At 49.4% G+C, this 17,563-nt stretch carries 14 protein-coding genes; 4 read left to right on the top strand and 10 right to left on the bottom strand.

What is annotated here, in order from left to right:
• Positions 1–146: 146 nt before the first annotated feature.
• Positions 147–1,007: a protease HtpX gene (gene htpX / locus CWC22_RS11635; RefSeq protein ID WP_125564244.1), complete on the bottom strand. Its 861-nt coding sequence runs from the start codon at positions 1,005–1,007 to the stop codon at positions 147–149.
• Positions 1,008–1,334: 327 nt separating this feature from the next.
• Between htpX and CWC22_RS11630 the strand changes: the two genes are divergently transcribed.
• Both CWC22_RS11630 and CWC22_RS11625 read left to right on the top strand, forming a co-directional pair.
• On the top strand, positions 1,335–3,230 hold the full coding sequence (locus CWC22_RS11630; protein ID WP_138536414.1) for a DUF294 nucleotidyltransferase-like domain-containing protein: 1,896 nt from the start codon (positions 1,335–1,337) through the stop codon (positions 3,228–3,230).
• Positions 3,230–3,937, top strand: a complete 708-nt coding sequence (locus CWC22_RS11625) for a 3'-5' exonuclease (RefSeq protein WP_138536416.1) — start codon at positions 3,230–3,232, stop codon at positions 3,935–3,937. Before CWC22_RS11630 ends, CWC22_RS11625 begins: the two co-directional genes overlap by 1 nt.
• 110 nt (positions 3,938–4,047) lie before the next feature.
• Here the strand turns inward: CWC22_RS11625 and CWC22_RS11620 are convergent, their stop codons facing one another.
• The 9 genes from CWC22_RS11620 to CWC22_RS11580 form a co-directional block, all read right to left on the bottom strand.
• Positions 4,048–5,625, bottom strand: a complete 1,578-nt coding sequence (locus tag CWC22_RS11620; RefSeq protein ID WP_138536418.1) for a BCCT family transporter — start codon at positions 5,623–5,625, stop codon at positions 4,048–4,050.
• Between the two features lie 400 nt (positions 5,626–6,025).
• Positions 6,026–6,688: a CoA transferase subunit B gene (locus CWC22_RS11615; RefSeq protein ID WP_010381523.1), complete on the bottom strand. Its 663-nt coding sequence runs from the start codon at positions 6,686–6,688 to the stop codon at positions 6,026–6,028.
• Positions 6,689–6,698: 10 nt separating this feature from the next.
• The gene (locus CWC22_RS11610; protein ID WP_010381521.1) at positions 6,699–7,397 is read right to left on the bottom strand and encodes a CoA transferase subunit A; all 699 of its coding nucleotides are present in this window, start codon (positions 7,395–7,397) and stop codon (positions 6,699–6,701) included.
• A 34-nt stretch (positions 7,398–7,431) separates the two neighbouring features.
• Positions 7,432–8,340: a hydroxymethylglutaryl-CoA lyase gene (locus CWC22_RS11605; RefSeq protein WP_138536421.1), complete on the bottom strand. Its 909-nt coding sequence runs from the start codon at positions 8,338–8,340 to the stop codon at positions 7,432–7,434.
• 1 nt (position 8,341) lies between these two features.
• The gene (locus tag CWC22_RS11600; RefSeq protein ID WP_138536422.1) at positions 8,342–10,285 is read right to left on the bottom strand and encodes an acetyl/propionyl/methylcrotonyl-CoA carboxylase subunit alpha; all 1,944 of its coding nucleotides are present in this window, start codon (positions 10,283–10,285) and stop codon (positions 8,342–8,344) included.
• A gap of 10 nt (positions 10,286–10,295) precedes the next feature.
• Positions 10,296–11,078: an enoyl-CoA hydratase/isomerase family protein gene (locus CWC22_RS11595; protein WP_138536424.1), complete on the bottom strand. Its 783-nt coding sequence runs from the start codon at positions 11,076–11,078 to the stop codon at positions 10,296–10,298.
• Positions 11,079–11,087: 9 nt separating this feature from the next.
• Positions 11,088–12,695, bottom strand: a complete 1,608-nt coding sequence (locus CWC22_RS11590) for a carboxyl transferase domain-containing protein (protein WP_138536426.1) — start codon at positions 12,693–12,695, stop codon at positions 11,088–11,090.
• A 9-nt stretch (positions 12,696–12,704) separates the two neighbouring features.
• Entirely contained in the window at positions 12,705–13,880 is a 1,176-nt protein-coding gene (locus tag CWC22_RS11585; RefSeq protein ID WP_010381512.1) for an isovaleryl-CoA dehydrogenase, read from the bottom strand.
• 78 nt (positions 13,881–13,958) lie between these two features.
• Entirely contained in the window at positions 13,959–14,351 is a 393-nt protein-coding gene (locus tag CWC22_RS11580; protein ID WP_010381509.1) for a MerR family transcriptional regulator, read from the bottom strand.
• Positions 14,352–14,746: 395 nt separating this feature from the next.
• On the opposite strand from CWC22_RS11580, the gene CWC22_RS11575 reads away from it, so the two are divergent.
• Positions 14,747–15,925 (top strand): acetyl-CoA C-acyltransferase, encoded by a 1,179-nt coding sequence (locus tag CWC22_RS11575; protein WP_010381507.1) that lies wholly within the window; start codon positions 14,747–14,749, stop codon positions 15,923–15,925.
• Between the two features lie 68 nt (positions 15,926–15,993).
• Positions 15,994–17,484 carry a CoA-acylating methylmalonate-semialdehyde dehydrogenase gene (locus tag CWC22_RS11570; RefSeq protein ID WP_049866069.1) on the top strand — a complete coding sequence of 497 codons (1,491 nt, stop codon included), beginning with the start codon at positions 15,994–15,996 and terminating at the stop codon, positions 17,482–17,484.
• Positions 17,485–17,563 lie beyond the last annotated feature (79 nt).

Genomic DNA, 17,563 nt, shown 5'->3' with positions numbered 1-17,563 from the left:
TAGCAGGACGCGAGAGTGATGTTATCGACAATATTTTCTCGCCTCAAAATAGAACACTTAATTAAGCAAATTGGTATTAGTCGAAATGGCACTTATACAAAAAAGGCTTCGCACTGCGAAGCCTTTTTCTTTCTCAGCCATGCTGTTTAGCGCAGCGCCTGAATACGTTGCTCCAGTGGTGGGTGAGAAGCAAACATCTCCGACAAACTCTTACCTGAGGCGATACCAAAGGCCATCATAGAACCTTCAAGTTGTGACTCATGGTTGTTGCGCAAACGTTCCAGTGCCGCACGCATTTTGTGTGCGCCGACCAGTTCTGCCGCGCCTTTGTCAGCAGCAAACTCTCGCTGACGGCTGAAGTAGGCAACGATCACTGATGCTAAAATACCGAACAGGATCTGGAAAATCATATCAAAAATGATGTAAGTCCAGCTTACGCCATTGTTTTCCTCGTCGCCATTGAGAAAGCCATCCACTAAGTTCGCCAGCACTTTGGCGATGAAAATCACAAAGGTATTCACGACACCCTGGATTAGGGTCAGCGTGACCATATCACCGTTAGCAACGTGGCATACTTCATGAGCCAGCACTGCTTCAGCTTCATCCTGAGTCATGTTGTGAAGTAGTCCAGTACTAACCGCTACCAGACTGTTGTTTTTACTAGGACCTGTTGCGAACGCATTGATTTCAGGGCTGTCGTAAATGGCAACTTCAGGCATTGCGATACCTGCTTGCTTTGCCTGATTGGCAACGGTTTGCACCAGCCAGTGCTCACTTTCATTGCGCGGTTGCTCAATGACGTAGGCACCCGTTGATTTTTTGGCAATCCATTTCGACATAAACAGCGAAATGAAGGCTCCACCAAAACCGAATACACCGGCAATAAGTAACATACCGCCGTAACTGCGGTTAGACAGACCTAACGCAGACATGACGATAGACAGGACAATCCCCAGCACTAGCATGACTGCCAGGTTGGTGATCAAAAATAGCACGATTCGTTTCATCTTAACCTCAAGCTTATACTCAACTCATTATGTGCAGCCCACTTAAACCGGGATTAGTTTTGACAGGTGGACTGTTTATACTTGCTTACTTTTACCTACAGCGCCCTGTGGGATCCATTTCCTTCAACAAGACGGTTTATCATAGATTTAGTTGCAGTATGGTCAGCTTCCAAAGCACCTTGTGTATATGATGGCATACCCCCAGTATTACAAGTCACACTTTAAAAAATTCGTGTGACAGAATTTACGTGATGCGCAATGAACTGCCTTGCGTTCAATCAGGCAATTACCCACAATAATGATTATTAGCGTCACAAAAAAGTCATTATGCAAATCGAGCACTTTGAGATCATGCAGTTTTTGTCTGCACATCCGCCATTTAATGCGCTCACCAAGCGCGCATTGCAACAGCTTGCCAGCGAGGTCGAGGTAGGGTACTACCGTGCAGGCAGCGAAATTCTGCATTACGGGGAATCCATCTCCAACCTGTATGTGGTGCGGGCTGGGTCAGTTGAGGTATACCGCCGCAATGGCGAGTTATATAACCGAATTTCTGAAGGCGGTTTGTTTGGTCAGCGAGGCTTGTTAACAAACCGCAAAGTTCGTTTTCCGGTAATGGCGTTAGAAGATACCCTGGTTTATTGCATCCCTGTGGGGTTATTTGAGGCATTTTGTGATGAGCATGAGGCCTTTGCCGACTTTTTTGAAGCGGACGATAGCGGTGGATTGATCCAGGCTGTCTCCGAGCAGGCCGACAATAATGATCTGACTACCGCCAAAGTAAAAACATTATTACTCAGAGAGTTAGTGTCGGTTGAGTTATCACGCTCAATTCGTGATGCGGCGAGGCTGATGACTGAGGAGCAAGTATCAGCACTGCTGATCTTCGACCCCAGTAAGCCTGTTAGTGACGATCCGGAAGATGATGACGGACAAATTGTGGGGATCCTGAGTGACAAAGACTTACGCATTAAAGTGGTGGCTGAGGGCTTAGATACCAACCAGTCTGTTGCCGCTATTATGACCCGTGAACTCACAATAGTAGATTCCAATGCCTATGTGTTTGAGGCCATGATGATGATGCTTAGAGATAATCTGCATCATTTACCTGTGGTTCATAAACGCCGTCCCATTGGCGTGATAGCACTATCGGATATATTGCGTTATGAATCACAAAGTAGCTTACTGTTTGTCAAAGGAATTATGGAACAGCAAAGTGTTGAGGATCTGGCACATTATGCACAGTCGCTGGCCAGTGTCTTTGTGCGCCTGGTAAATGAAGACGCCAATTCACACATGGTTGGAACGGCAATGTCCGTGATTGGCCGTACTATAAAGCAACGGTTACTGGAACTGGCAGAGGACGAGCTGGGCACACCGCCTGTACCTTATTGTTTTATCGCGCTCGGATCGATGGCACGTGATGAGCAGTTGATTGTCACGGATCAGGACAATGCCCTGATCCTCGATGATACTTTTGAGCCGGATAAGCATGATGGTTATTTTGCCGCGCTCGCTAAGTTTGTTTGTGATGGCCTTGCGCAATGTGGCTATAAGCTTTGCGATGGGGGCATTATGGCCACCAACCCGCAGTGGCGGTTAAGGGCTAGTGAATGGCAAGCACAGTTTGAAGACTGGGTGGATAACCCGAAGCCCGAGGCGTTATTACACAGCTCGATATTTTTTGATCTCGATGGGGTCTATGGATGTACTCAATTGGCCAGCCGACTCAGTGAGCTGGTGGCTAAAAAAGCGAAAATCGCCCCTCGCTTTCTTGCCGCGATGGCAAACAATGCGCTGCGCAGAACGCCACCGCTTGGTTTTTTTAAAGACTTTGTGCTGGAACAAGATGGTGAACATAAGCACTCGCTGAACATCAAACGACGTGGTACCGCACCTCTATCTGATCTGGTACGTGTACATGCTCTGGCTATCGGTTCGCGCAAACAGAACTCGTTTGAACGACTGGAAGACATTAAAGAAGCTCAGCTATTACCACCTGGTAAGGTGGAAGATTTAGAGGCGGCGCTGGAGTATATCGCCACGATCCGCATTCGTCACCAGGCGAGAAAAATAGAACAGGGAAAACAACCAGACAATAACATTTTGCCTAAACGATTATCTGAGTTTGAACAGCGCAATCTCAAAGAAGCCTTTGCTGTACTGGATAAAGCCCAAAGCTATCTTAAAATACGTTATCAGAACAAGGCGATACTCAAGTAATGGCGATACAAGGCGATATTTTATCCTGGCCAAACCGTTTTGCGCATTTGGCTCGGCAAAGTAATGATGAAAGGTTGCGTGCGTTTTATAACGCAGGTGTTCAGTTACCAGACACACCAGTGTCTGAAGCGCGTTTTGTCGCGCTCGACTTCGAGACGACCGGGTTAAACCATGAAACTGATGACATAGTCAGCGTCGGCTTGGTGCCTTTTGATGCGCGCAGGGCCTATTGTCGTGACGCTAAACATTGGATCTTAAAGCCTGCTACGCCGCTACATGAAGAGTCTGTAGTGGTGCATCAAATTACCCATTCTCAGGTTCGCGAAGCGCCGGATCTGGATACTATTCTTAAAGAATTGCTGGCGAGCCTGGCAGGCAGAGTGATTGTGGTTCATTATCGACACATTGAACGTCCGTTCTTTAATCAGGCATTAATGCAGCGCCTGGGTGAAGGTATCGAATTTCCCTTGATTGATACTATGGCACTGGAGCATCGTATTGAAACCAACCGGTTAACCTGGTGGCAGCAAATTAAGCGCCAGTCTATCCCCTCAATCCGCCTCGCTGATAGCCGTAAACGTTATGGGTTACCTTACTATATTGCGCATCATGCGCTCAGCGATGCACTGGCAACCGCTGAGCTATTGCAGGCGCAATTGCAGCATCACTATACATTACAGACAGAGATCAAAACGCTATGGATGTAGTGGCTTAGTTTAGTGCTGCTGGCACTTCGTCAGCATACCTTACGGCAGAAACAAAAATGGCATGTAACTGAACATGCCATTTTGAAGTGTTGCGCTGGTGTCATATAGGATCAGGACTGAGTTTGCTCCGTGCGAAGGCCCAGGATCAGGCTCAGGCACATCAACAATAACACCAGAGTGAAAGGTAAGCCGGTCGAGATTGCACCAGCCTGCAGGGCTTCTATAGCCTCTGTACCGCCGATCCACAATAGCGTAGCAGCAATGGCACCTTCAACTGTTGCCCAGAACACGCGTTGCGGAATTGGGGCGTCAATCTTACCGCCAGCCGTAATACTGTCTATCACCAGAGAGCCCGAATCTGAAGAGGTGATAAAGAACACCAGTACCAGTACGATGGCGACAAACGACAAGACATCACCCAGTGGCAGTTGTTCAAACATTTCAAACATTGCCAGTGGTACCTGGGTCAGGCCATTTTCACCCAGTGAGCCAACGCCAGACATCACTTGGTCAATAGCGATGCCACCGTATACCGACATCCATAATGTCGTCACCAGTGTTGGGATTAGCAATACGGCGATGATAAATTCACGAATAGTCCGGCCTTCAGAAACGCGGGCAATAAACATACCTACAAACGGAGACCAGGAGATCCACCAGGCCCAGTAAAATACCGTCCAGCCCTGATACCAGGCTTCATCTTCACGTCCGTGCGGATTACTTAGCGGAATGATATTCTCTGCATAAGCCACTATAGTGGTCGGGATGTTACCCAGTGCAACAGCAAACCCGGCGAGCATCACAAACAGCAATAAGGCAAAGGCAAGCAGCATATTGGTATTACTGAGTACTTTGACACCTCCTTCAATGCCCCGCACGACCGAAATGATAGCCAGCAAAGTGACGCCGGCGATGACAGTGATTTGCAAGCCCAGGCCGGCCTCTATCCCGAATACGTGCTGGATCCCGGCGCTTGCCTGCTGCGCGCCCAAACCGAGCGATGTTGCCAGACCAAACAAAGTCGCCAGCACCGCCAGAATGTCTATCACATGACCCGGCCAGCCCCAGGCTCTGTCGCCTAGCAGCGGATAGAATATAGAGCGAATAGACAGCGGAAGACCTTTGTTATAGGCGAAGAAGGCTAATGAGAGCGCCACAACGGCATAGATAGCCCAGGGGTGTAAGCCCCAATGGTACATAGTTGCGCCCATGGCAAGCTCTGCCGCTTCGGGTGTGTTTGCGGCCACATTGAGCGGGGTTTTGTACCAGCCTGTATAATAAGCTACTGGCTCGGCCACACCCCAGAACATTAATCCTATCCCCATACCGGCGGCAAACAGCATAGCCAGCCAGGAGAGGGTGGTATATTGTGGTTTAGCGGCATCTCCACCAAGACGGATTTTACCGTAAGGAGACAGCACCAGTGCGAGACAAAATAAGACAAAAAAGTTGCCAGACCACATGAAAACAGCATCAAACGCACCGATAATTTTCCACTTTAGTCCGTCCAGCGTTGCCTTCGCTGATTCGGCATCGCTCACTAAAATTGCAATGAGAAAAAGTAAAATCAGGCCGGCACAGACGCCAAAAACCGGGTTATGAACATCAAACCCCCATTTTTGTACGTTGTCCTGGCCCACTGTGTAGTCAGTATTATCAATACTGTACTTGTCGTGATTGTCTGCCATTGTTACCTCATGGTTGAGAAGTGAATGGCAAGGCAGGAATACCCGGCTTTGATGCAAACAGCATGCGATGGGCTTATGTTAGTTACAGCGGTAATGGTTGCCTGGTGCTTGCCATTACGATCGTCTTTTTAGTATCAAAAAAGCCGTTTCGATGTAATTAAGATAAACCAACCAAAACGAGGTCCTCTGGCCACCTTGCCCAGAAAGATCTTCGTCTATTAGTGTAAGCGTTAGAATATAAAAGTAAACGAATGTGCGCTTAACTGAATAAATTCACACCAATGCGAATGAAAAAGATAAAAAAAATCCCTCTTGCGAGGGATTTTGGGTAACTCAGCGCCTTTGGCACTGGGAATGAGGTCGGTACATGTTTGGTGTTTTCGTGTCAGACCGCGTGTGTTTAGCTGGCAAACTGCATTTCAGGAATGTCGCCATTCACAATAAGCTTACCCGCCGTTTTGCTGATAATTTCGTCTACACTAACACCCGGTGCGCGCTCTAGCAAATGGAACGCACCGTCTTTCACTTCAAGCACGGCTAAATCCGTGACGATCTTCTTCACACAGTTAACGCCCGTAAGCGGCAGAGTGCAAGACTCCAGTAACTTTGAATCGCCGTGCTTGCTGGCATGAGTCATGGTAACAACGATGTTCTGTGCACCTGCAACTAAGTCCATTGCCCCACCCATGCCTTTGATTAATTTCTTCGGGATCATCCACGAGGCAATATTGCCGTTCTGATCCACTTCAAATGCACCCAGTACCGTCAAGTCTACATGACCACCGCGGATCATGGCAAAGCTTTCGGCGCTATTAAAAATAGCCGCACCTGTGGCTGCTGTCACGGTTTCTTTACCCGCATTGATCATATCTGCGTCAACCTGGTCCTCTGTTGGGTAAGGACCCATACCCAAAAGACCGTTTTCTGATTGCAGCATCACTTCGATACCTTGAGGTACGTAGTTAGCAACCAGGGTAGGGATGCCAATGCCCAGATTCACGTAGTATCCGTCCTGAAGCTCCTGCGCCACGCGCATTGCAATTTGTTCACGAGTTAAAGCCATGGTGATCTCCTTACTTACGGGTTGTGACACGTTCGATGCGTTTTTCAAAGCTACCCTGAATCACGCGATTAACATAGATCCCCGGTGTGTGGATCTCACTCGGCGCCAGCTCGCCCGGCTCTACGATTTCTTCCACCTCGGCAACGGTAATTTTACCTGCTGTTGCGGCCATAGGGTTAAAGTTCATGGCAGTGTGGCGGAATACCAGGTTACCGTAGCGATCTGCTTTCCACGCTTTCACGATAGCAAATTCACCGGTAATGGACTCTTCCAGGATGTAAGGGCGGCCATCAAATTCTTTAACTTCTTTGCCCTCGGCAATCGGTGTACCGTAACCCGTTGCGGTGTAAAAACCTGGGATACCTGCACCACCGGCACGCATCTTCTCTGCCAGCGTGCCCTGAGGCGTCAACTCAACGTCGATAATACCGTCTAATAGCTGTTGCTCAAACAGGGCATTTTCGCCCACATAAGAGGCGATGATTTTTTTGATCTGACGGTCGTGTAGCAAAATGCCCAGACCAAAGTCGTCTACGCCGCAGTTATTAGATACGACAGTCAGTTCTTTAGTTTGTTTGCGTTTAATTTCAGCAATCAAGCCCTCAGGAATACCACATAATCCAAAGCCACCGGCAATAATGGTATCGCCGTCTTTGAGGCCCTCCATTGCTGCTTCATAGCTTGAAACTACTTTATCGAAACCGGCCATTAGCCCACTCCTAGTTGTTCGTTGTTCTCGGTTGTTATGACTGACAGTTGTTTTTCAACGCCAGTGACACCTTGCTTACTGGTGCTTTATCAAGCGCCTCACAAATCTGCCAGCCTGCTTTTGCCAGTCTTTCTAAATCAATTCCACTATCAATGCCAAGTCCTTGCAGCAAGTAAACAACATCCTCAGTGGCAACATTTCCTGACGCGCCCTTAGCATAGGGACAACCACCCAAGCCGGCGACGGCCGAATCTATGGTGGCAATGCCCATTTCTAGTGCCGTATGGATGTTGGCTAATGCCTGGCCATAGGTATCATGAAAGTGCACGGCAAGACGCTCAGCCGGGATGTGTGACAGCAACAGAGTGAGCAGTTGCCTGACCTGGTTGGCAGTTCCCACGCCAATGGTGTCGCCCAGGCTAATCTCATAGCAGCCCAATGCCAATAATTGTTTACACACCTCGAGCACCTGTTCTGGTTCGACCTCTCCCTGATACGGGCAGCCAACCACGCAGCTTACATAGCCTCTGACTTTGATGTTGTTTTTTTGTGCAAGTTCAACGACCGGGCGGAAGCGCTCGATACTTTCTTCAATCGAACAGTTGATGTTTTTTTGTGTAAAGGCCTCACTGGCCGCAGTGAAAATCGCGAATTCGTCGACCTGATTGGTAAGTGCCAGTTCCGCTCCTTTCAGGTTGGGTGTGAGAGCGCTGATCTCCACCCCTTCTCGGCGCACAAACCCCTGGATCACGTCACTGGAATCTGCCATTTGTGGCACCCATTTGGGTGACACAAATGCACCAGCCTCGATGTGTTTCAAACCGGCCTCTGCTAATGCATTGACCAGTGTGATTTTGGCTTCGGTCGATACACTGGACTCATTTTGCAGACCATCACGTGCACCGACCTCGACAATTTTAACCTGAGCAGGGTAATTCGCCATTTCAGGCCTCCTCAACAATGGCGAGCATTGCGCCGTGGCTGACCAGCTCACCCTCGTCAAAGCAGTAGCTTGTCAGTGTGCCATCAAATGGCGCATTCAGGGTGTATTCCATTTTCATCGCCTCGATAACGACAACTGGATCGCCCTTGTTCACATGAGCACCAACGCTTTGCAGGTGCTTCACAACTGTACCATTGAGTGGTGCAGCCAGAGGCGCTTCCTGGTGTTCATGCTCACTGACGTAGTGCTTAGATTTAAGTGCTACATCAAACTGATAAGGACCAAACATGACAGTGATGAGATCTTCGGTGATCACCACATCAGCAAGCAGACGCTTACCATCTAGGTTGGCAACCAGGCTGTGGCCATCAAGGCGCACATCCATGGTGTGATCCAGGTCCTGATAAAAGACCTGCCACTGCTCGCCCTTGGCTTCAGCGATGACCAGGTGGTCAGCAAATGGCAAGACCTGACGGCGCGGCTGATTGAGCTTAAAACCTGACAGTTGCCACGGTGAGGTCACTTTTTCCGCTTGTTGATGTGCCAAGTAGGCTGCACTGGCCAGGCAAACCAATAAATCATTAGGCGCCTGAGATGCCGTTAGCGTATCGGTTTGAGTATCAATAAAGTGGGTATCTGGTGCGGTAGTGCTGAATGCTGGATGACCTGCGAGGTGGTGTAGGAAGGCAATATTGCTCTTCAGACCAGCCAGATGCACTTCAGCCAGTGCGCTGCGCAATTTTAACAACGCAGTGCGACGGTCCCGGCCGTGGACAATCAGTTTTGCGATCATTGGGTCATAAAACGGGCTGATCTCGTCACCTTGCTGTACGCCGGTGTCAATACGCACGCCATCTTTCGCTACGGGGAAACTCAGGTGTGACAATACGCCTGAGCAAGGCATAAAGTTCTCCTGCGGGTCTTCGGCATAGATACGCGCTTCGAAGCTGTGCCCACTGAGGCGAATTTCATCCTGAGTGAGTGGCAGTACTTCATTGTTGGCGACACGAATTTGCCATTCAACCAAATCCTGACCAGTCACCATTTCGGTCACCGGGTGTTCCACCTGAAGTCGTGTGTTCATCTCCATAAAGAAGAACTCATCACCACATAACAAAAATTCGACAGTTCCGGCACCTCGGTAGTTAATTGCCTGAGCACAGCGAACTGCGGCTTCACCCATTTCACGGCGCAGCTCTGCACTTAGATCCGGCGCAGGAGCTTCTTCTATGACTTTTTGATGGCGGCGCTGCAATGAGCAGTCGCGGTCGCCCAGGTACACGCAGTTACCGTGGCTGTCTGCGAAAACTTGGACTTCAACATGACGCGGTTTATCAACAAATCGCTCTAACAGCACCAGATCGTTACCAAAGCTGGCTGCGGCTTCACGTTTTGCGCCTTCAAGAGAGCTAATAAACTCGCCTGCCTCACGCACCACGCGCATACCTTTACCGCCTCCACCGTAAGCGGCTTTAATCAGCACTGGGTAGCCGACTTTCTCGGCTTCCTGAGCGAGAAAATCAGTATCTTGCTGCTTGCCATAATAGCCTGGCACCAGCGGCACATTGGCCTCGGCCATAATCTCTTTGGCGCGGGTTTTTGATCCCATGGCTTCTATTGAAGAGGCCAGAGGGCCAACAAAGGCAATATTGGCCTGTTCACAGGCGTTGGCAAAGGCTTCGTTTTCAGATAAGAATCCGTAACCCGGATGAATACAGTCCGCGCCGGCGCGCTTGGCAACGTCCAGAATGCGTTCGGCCACCAGGTAAGAGTCTTTACTTGGCGCCGGACCGATGTGATAGGCCTCGTCAGCCTGTTGGACGTGCATCGCATTGGCATCGGCATCGGAGTATACGGCAACGGTGCTCAGACCCAGGCGTTTGGCGCTGCGCATGACGCGGCAGGCGATTTCGCCTCGGTTGGCTATCAGAATTTTCTTTAACATAGTGTACTCCTTACTTGCTGGCCGCGTTTTGCCAGCCGGGGGCACGTTTTTCAAAAAAGGCACTCAGACCTTCCTGTCCTTCTTCGCTTACCCGGATTTCTGCGATCCGCTTTGCGGTGTGGGCTATCAGCGTGTCGTCGATGGTGTGGCCTGCGACTTCATCGATCAATGCCTTGGCGCTTTTCACTGCCACGGGTCCATTGTTCAACAGGGTTTCAATGAAGTGAGATTCAGCACCGGCTAAATCTTCGGCAACTTCATGGATGAGGCCCATGCTCAGCGCTTTGTCTGCAGTAAAGATTTCCGCACTGAGGAAATAACGGCGCGCCTGACGCTCACCAATGGCTCGGATCACATAAGGGCTAATAACAGCCGGGATAAGGCCAAGTTTCACTTCGCTCAGGCAGAATTTAGCATCTGGCGTTGCAACGGCGATGTCACAGCATGCGATTAAACCCAGCGCACCACCGAATGCGGCGCCCTGAACCAGGCAAACTGTGGGGTGTGGACTGTGTGCCAGCACCTTCATCAGTTTGGCCAGCTCCATGGAGTCTGCAACATTCTCGTCGTAGTTATTGCCAGCCATAGACTTCATCCAGGCCAGATCGGCACCAGCAGAGAAGTGTTTTCCGTTGGTTTTAAGTATAAGTGCACGAATATCCAACTCGTTGGCATACTCAATGCTTTTGATTAATTCAGCAATGACTTCGGCATTGAAGGCATTGTGTTTTTCCGGGCGGCTGAGTTCCAGCACGGCCACCTTACTTTTAGTGATATTTAAGGTTACTGTCATAGGGCCTCCTTACATCCGGAAAATGCCGAATTTTGAATCCTGCTCAGGTGCGTTGGCGGCCGCTTCAAGTGCCAGACCAAGTACAGTGCGTGTATCAGCAGGATCTATGATGCCATCATCCCACAAGCGCGCGCTGGCGTAGTAGGGGTGACCTTGTTTTTCATATTGCTCAACAATGGGTTTTTTGAACTCGGCGACTTCTTCGTCGTTCATTGACTGGCCTTTACGTGCCAGACCATCCTGACGAACCTGAGTCAGTACGCCCGCAGCCTGCTCACCACCCATGACTGAGATACGGGCGTTTGGCCACATCCACATCATAGTGGGTTCATAAGCGCGGCCGCACATGCCGTAGTTACCCGCGCCATAAGAGCCGCCGATCAGAACAGTAAATTTCGGTACGTCAGCACAAGACACGGCCGTAACCATCTTGGCACCGTGTTTGGCGATGCCTTCAGCTTCATACTTCTGACCGACCATAAAGCCGGTGATGTTTTGCAAGAATAGCAGCGGGATATTGCGCTGAGCACAAAGCTGTATAAAATGTGCGCCTTTTTGTGCAGACTCAGAGAATAAAATGCCGTTGTTGGCGACGATACCAACCGGGTGACCATAAATCTCTGCAAAGCCGGTCACCAGGGTTTCACCAAAGTAACGTTTGAATTCATCAAATTGTGAGTCGTCAACAATACGGGCAATGACTTCTCGTACGTCAAACGGTTTCTTTAAGTCAGTGCCCACGATGCCGTAGATTTCACCAATATCGTATCTTGGTGCTTTAAAATCTTTTAACACGGGGCGGACAGGACGTTGGTGGTTGAGACGAGAAACACACTGGCGAGCAATAGACAGCGCATGTTCGTCGTTTTCTGCGTAATGGTCAGCAACACCAGACACTTTACAGTGTACATCGGCACCACCCAGGTCCTCAGCACTCACTTCTTCACCGGTTGCCGCTTTTACGAGCGGGGGACCTGCGAGGAAAATCGTCCCTTGTTCCTTGACTATGATACTTTCATCGGCCATGGCGGGCACATAAGCACCACCGGCGGTACACAAGCCCATAACGACGGCAATTTGTGGAATGCCCTTAGCAGACATACGTGCCTGGTTATAGAAAATACGGCCAAAATGCAGCTTGTCCGGGAACACTTCATCCTGCTCTGGCAGGTTCGCACCGCCTGAGTCTACTAAATAGATGCAGGGTAGGTGACAACGTTCCGCGATTTCTTGTGCGCGAAGGTGCTTTTTCACTGTGAGTGGGAAATAGGTGCCGCCTTTGACTGTCGCATCGTTTGCGACAATCATGCACTCAATGCCTTTCACCCGGCCAATGCCAGCAACCACGCCAGCACAAGGGATGTCTTGTTCATATACGCCGTAGGCTGCGAATTGAGAAATTTCTAAAAAGGGAGAGCCTTCATCGAGCAAATGCTCGATTCTGTCGCGAACAAAGAGTTTGCCGCGACTCTGATGACGGGCGATCAGGGCCTCGCCGCCGCCCATTGATAATGTTGCGACCTTATCATTAAGATCGGCAACCAGAGACGCCATGGCGTCCTGGTTTGCCTTAAACTGCGGGTCATGACTATTAACATTTGAGTTTAGTACTGTCATGCTGCCTCCTTAGCGGCTCTCGGTGAACAGCTCGCGACCGATCAGCATACGGCGGATCTCAGAAGTACCGGCACCAATTTCATACAGTTTGGCATCACGCAATAAACGTCCGGTCGGATATTCGTTGATGTAGCCGTTGCCGCCTAGTAACTGGATTGCATCAAGTGCCATCTTGGTTGCCAGCTCTGCGGCATAAAGGATAACGCCAGCTGCATCTTTACGGGTTGTTTCGCCGCGGTCGCAGGCTTTGGCAACGGTATATACGTATGAGCGAGCCGCATTCATTTGTGTGTACATGTCAGCGATTTTGCCCTGTACAAGCTGGAACTCACCGATAGACTGATTGAACTGCTTCCGCTCGTGGATATAAGGCACAACCACATCCATACAGGCCTGCATTATTCCCAGTGGGCCACCGGCCAGTACAACGCGTTCATAATCCAGGCCGCTCATCAGGACCTTAACACCTTCATTATAGTTACCGAGAATGTTTTCTTCTGGTACTTCGCAGTCTTCGAATACCAGTTCACAGGTGTTTGAACCACGCATGCCCAGTTTGTCGAGTTTCTGTGCGGTAGAGAACCCCGGGAAGTCACGCTCAACGATAAACGCCGTAATACCGCGTGGACCTGCGTCTAAGTCTGTTTTTGCATAGATGACGAATACATCGGCGTCGGGACCATTGGTGATCCACATCTTATTACCGTTCAGGATGAACTTATCGCCTTTTTTCTCCGCTTTGAGTTTCATGGAAACCACATCTGAGCCTGAGTTGGGTTCACTCATCGCCAGTGCACCTATGTGTTCACCTGAGATGAGTTTAGGCAGGTATTTTTCTTTTTGTGCCTGATTACCATTGCGATTGATTTGGTTTACGCACAAGTTTGAATGGGCGCCATAGCTTAATCCGATTGAGGCGCTGGCACGGCTGATCTCTTCCATCGCGATAACGTGTTCCAGATAGCCCATGTTTGCACCACCAAATTCTTCCGGTACTGTGATACCCAACAGGCCCATGTCACCAAACTTTGGCCACATTTCATTGGGGAACGCGTTTTCTTCGTCGGTTTTTTCTGCCAGTGGGGCAATTTCACTGCTGGCAAAGCTGTTCACGTGGTCACGGATCATGTCCGCCGTTTCGCCCAGGCCAAAGTTAAGTTCTTTATAAAGTGATACTGTGCTCATCTGTAGTTATCCTGTGTGAGAGTTATTCTTGATTAAGCACTCGCCGCGACTCGCATTAAGTGCTACATTGCTCAATCACTATTCGTCTAAATTCTTTAAAGTATCCAGGCAGCGGCGTTCTGCTGTCACCAGCTCCATCAGGACAACTTTAATGTCGTCCATTTGCTGACTCAGATCGGCCTTTTTTTCTTCGATCAATTGCAGCATAGTATGAAGCTGTTTGGCGCTTGATTTGTCAGCGTCGTAGAGCTCAAACAAGCGACCGGTTTCTGCCAGAGTAAAGCCTAAACGCTTGCCGCGCAGGATCAGTTTGAGGCGGACTTTGTCACGCTTTGAATAGATGCGGGTCTGGCCGTGACGATCAGGTGAAAGTAATCCCTGATCTTCATAAAACCGAATACTTCGGGTGGTAATATCAAACTCCTTGGCGAGTTCGCTGATTGAATAAGTTGGTTCTTGGTTGTCTTGCATCGTTTACGCACTTACATCAAAACTGATTTATCCAATATAAGTGAAGTTTACGTAAAGGTAAAGTATGGTGTTTGTTTCATCCGATAGTCGCATATCGAAGCTGCTCATACTGGTCTACTTTAGGTATTCGTTTAGCTTGCAGAAGACCCGCTGAGGCACTCCAGATCGTACGTCACAATGCAGTATAGTCGCTTGGTTCAGGACTGACTGGCGAGGAGGACGACACATCGATCCCACACCAGTGGCAACCTCGATGTGCAACTTAACTTTACACTTTCAGAGATCGCAATTTGCTTGATTTTAGATTTACGTTGGCGTAAACGTAAATATTAGGTATGCTCGACGTAAGAGATTACTAAAAGCAAGCAACTTGCTTGTAAACAGGAGTTTTTTTAATGAGTAACGAAGCTGTTGTCATTGTCGCCGCAAAACGTACCCCTATGGGTGGATTTATGGGCAGCCTTTCAGGTGCCAGCGCTACTGATTTAGGTGCAACCGCAATTAAAGCGGTTATGGCTGAGACTGGTTTGTCAGATGCCAGCATTGATGAAGTTATTATGGGCTGTGTATTGCCGGCTGGATTAGGCCAGGCACCTGCACGTCAGGCTATGTTGCATGCGGGATTAGCTCGCTCAACAGGCGCAACCACCATCAATAAAGTGTGTGGTTCAGGCCTGAAAGCTGCGATGTTCGCGCATGACTTAATTAAAGCTGGCAGCATCAATAATGCCATCGCAGGTGGTATGGAGAGCATGACTAATGCGCCTTACTTTATCCCTAAAGCGCGTGGTGGTATGCGTATGGGTCATGGTGAAATCAAAGATCACATGATGGCGGATGGCCTTGAAGACGCCTACGACAATAAAGCTATGGGTTGCTTCGCACAAGATACGGCTGATGAGTATGGCATTACGCGTGACAATATGGATGAGTTTGCGCTTAGCTCTTTGAGTAAAGCCAATGCAGCCATCGAAAATGGCAGTTTCGACAATGAAGTTGCAGCACATGTGATTTCGACTCGCAAAGGTGATGTTGAAGTGGCGATTGATGAGCAGCCAGGTAATGCGCGTCCGGACAAGATCCCGTCACTGCGCCCGGCGTTCAAAAAAGACGGCACTATTACCGCAGCAAACTCTTCTTCTATTTCAGACGGTGCGGCAGCACTCGTGCTGATGAGTGAATCAGAAGCTAAGCGTCACGGTTTAACACCGCTGTGTAAAATTGCCGGTCATACAACGCATTCTCAAGCACCTGCTGAGTTTACAGTCGCACCAGTAGGTGCAATGAATAAACTGCTTGAACAAACTGGCTGGTCTAAAGATGACGTGGATCTGTGGGAAATCAACGAAGCATTTGCCATGGTGACTATGCTGGCAATCAGCGAGTTAGGCCTTGATCAAAGTAAAGTAAACGTGAACGGTGGTGCCTGTGCACTGGGTCACCCAATTGGTGCCAGTGGTGCACGTATCCTGGTAACGCTTATTCATGCACTACGCAATCGCGGTTTATCAAAAGGGATTGCCTCACTGTGTATTGGTGGTGGCGAAGCGGTGGCATTAGCCGTCGAAGTTTAAGTTAAGTATAGCGCCGCAACGACAATAATTAAGCGGCGCTTTTTCGTTTTATTTGGGGAGGAGTGCACATGCACCAGGTACCATTATACATCAACGGTGAATTTACCCAGTCTCAGTCTGACAAGTGGTTAGATGTCGTCAATCCGGCGAATCAGGAAGTTTTGGCGCAGGTGCCGTGTGCGACGCACGATGAAGTACAGGCTGCTATCACGTCAGCGCAAGAGGCATTCAAGACTTGGCGTAATGTGCCAGTAACTGAGCGTGCGCGCATTATGATGCGTTATGCTGCATTGCTCAAAGAGCACCAGGAAGAAATTGCGACCATTATCTGTCATGAACTTGGTAAGACCTTTGAAGATGCCAAGGGCGATGTATGGCGTGGTATTGAAGTTGTGGAGCAGGCTGCAAATGCACCGGCGCTGATGATGGGCGAAACGGTTGAGAACGTTGCCCGTAACATCGACACATATTCTTATATTCAACCGCTGGGTGTGTGTGCGGGTATTACGCCGTTCAACTTCCCGGCGATGATCCCACTGTGGATGTTCCCAATGGCGATTGTGTGTGGTAACACATTCGTATTAAAGCCATCTGAGCAAGACCCTCTGACGCCAATGCGTCTGGTAGAGCTGTTCGAAGAAGCAGGCGCACCAAAAGGGGTTCTGCAAGTTGTACACGGTGCAAAAGAGCAGGTTGACCAAATCCTGACAGCGCCTGAAGTACGCGCAATTTCTTTTGTTGGCTCATGCGGTGTAGGGTCTTATATCTACAGTAAAGGCACTGAGAACCTGAAACGTGTTCAGGCCTGTGTAGGCGCGAAAAACCATATGGTGATCATGCCAGATGCCAGTCGCGAGCAAACCATTAACAACCTGGTGGGTGCATCTGTGGGTGCAGCGGGTCAGCGTTGCATGGGTATCTCCGTAGCGGTCTTCGTTGGTAAGTCCAAAGAGTGGATCGACGACTTAAAGGCCGGCCTTGAAAAAGTACGCCCGGGTGTGTGGAACGACCCAGAAGCGGCTTATGGCCCGCAAACCTCGGCTCAGGCCAAGGCACGTATTTTATCACTGATCGAAAGTGGTAAACAACAAGGTGCAACGTGTTTGCTAGATGGCTCAGACTTTACGGTTGAAGGCTATGAAAATGGCAACTGGGTTGGCCCAACGCTGTTCACTGATGTGACTCCAGAGATGGATATCTACAAGCAAGAGATTTTTGGCCCGGTACTAAACTGCGTCTGTGTTGATACGCTGGAAGAAGCCATTACGCTGGTTAATAACAGCCCATATGGTAACGGTACGTCCTTGTTCACTGCGAGTGGTGCTGCGGCACGTAAGTTCCAGCATGAAATCGAAGTCGGTCAGGTGGGGATCAATATTCCAATTCCTGTGCCATTGCCGTTCTTCTCATTCACCGGCTGGAAAAACTCTTTCTATGGTGATCAGCATACCTATGGTAAGCAAGGTGTGCGTTTCTACACCGAAACCAAGACCATCACATCGCGTTGGTTTGCTGATGAGGCCGTAACCGGCCCTAACATGAGCATTAACCTGCGATAACACCAATCAGTTACCCTTTCAGGCCCGGCTTTAGCCCGGGCCTTTCGTAGTAATACCTGAGACTCAGGTACATAAGAAT

The sequence above is a fragment of the Pseudoalteromonas rubra genome (assembly GCF_005886805.2).
Lineage (GTDB): Bacteria > Pseudomonadota > Gammaproteobacteria > Enterobacterales > Alteromonadaceae > Pseudoalteromonas > Pseudoalteromonas rubra_D.
Note: the sequence above shows the minus strand (reverse complement) of the source record. Positions and strands in the feature narration are given on the sequence as shown.

Bases quoted from the DNA above. Each gene is read 5' to 3' on its own strand.
- htpX (WP_125564244.1), bottom strand. From the start codon at position 1,007: ATGAAACGAATCGTGCTATTTTTGATCACCAACCTGGCAGTCATGCTA.
- CWC22_RS11630 (WP_138536414.1), top strand. From the start codon at position 1,335: ATGCAAATCGAGCACTTTGAGATCATGCAGTTTTTGTCTGCACATCCG.
- CWC22_RS11625 (WP_138536416.1), top strand. From the start codon at position 3,230: ATGGCGATACAAGGCGATATTTTATCCTGGCCAAACCGTTTTGCGCAT.
- CWC22_RS11620 (WP_138536418.1), bottom strand. From the start codon at position 5,625: ATGGCAGACAATCACGACAAGTACAGTATTGATAATACTGACTACACA.
- CWC22_RS11615 (WP_010381523.1), bottom strand. From the start codon at position 6,688: ATGGCTTTAACTCGTGAACAAATTGCAATGCGCGTGGCGCAGGAGCTT.
- CWC22_RS11610 (WP_010381521.1), bottom strand. From the start codon at position 7,397: ATGGCCGGTTTCGATAAAGTAGTTTCAAGCTATGAAGCAGCAATGGAG.
- CWC22_RS11605 (WP_138536421.1), bottom strand. From the start codon at position 8,340: ATGGCGAATTACCCTGCTCAGGTTAAAATTGTCGAGGTCGGTGCACGT.
- CWC22_RS11600 (WP_138536422.1), bottom strand. From the start codon at position 10,285: ATGTTAAAGAAAATTCTGATAGCCAACCGAGGCGAAATCGCCTGCCGC.
- CWC22_RS11595 (WP_138536424.1), bottom strand. From the start codon at position 11,078: ATGACAGTAACCTTAAATATCACTAAAAGTAAGGTGGCCGTGCTGGAA.
- CWC22_RS11590 (WP_138536426.1), bottom strand. From the start codon at position 12,695: ATGACAGTACTAAACTCAAATGTTAATAGTCATGACCCGCAGTTTAAG.
- CWC22_RS11585 (WP_010381512.1), bottom strand. From the start codon at position 13,880: ATGAGCACAGTATCACTTTATAAAGAACTTAACTTTGGCCTGGGCGAA.
- CWC22_RS11580 (WP_010381509.1), bottom strand. From the start codon at position 14,351: ATGCAAGACAACCAAGAACCAACTTATTCAATCAGCGAACTCGCCAAG.
- CWC22_RS11575 (WP_010381507.1), top strand. From the start codon at position 14,747: ATGAGTAACGAAGCTGTTGTCATTGTCGCCGCAAAACGTACCCCTATG.
- CWC22_RS11570 (WP_049866069.1), top strand. From the start codon at position 15,994: ATGCACCAGGTACCATTATACATCAACGGTGAATTTACCCAGTCTCAG.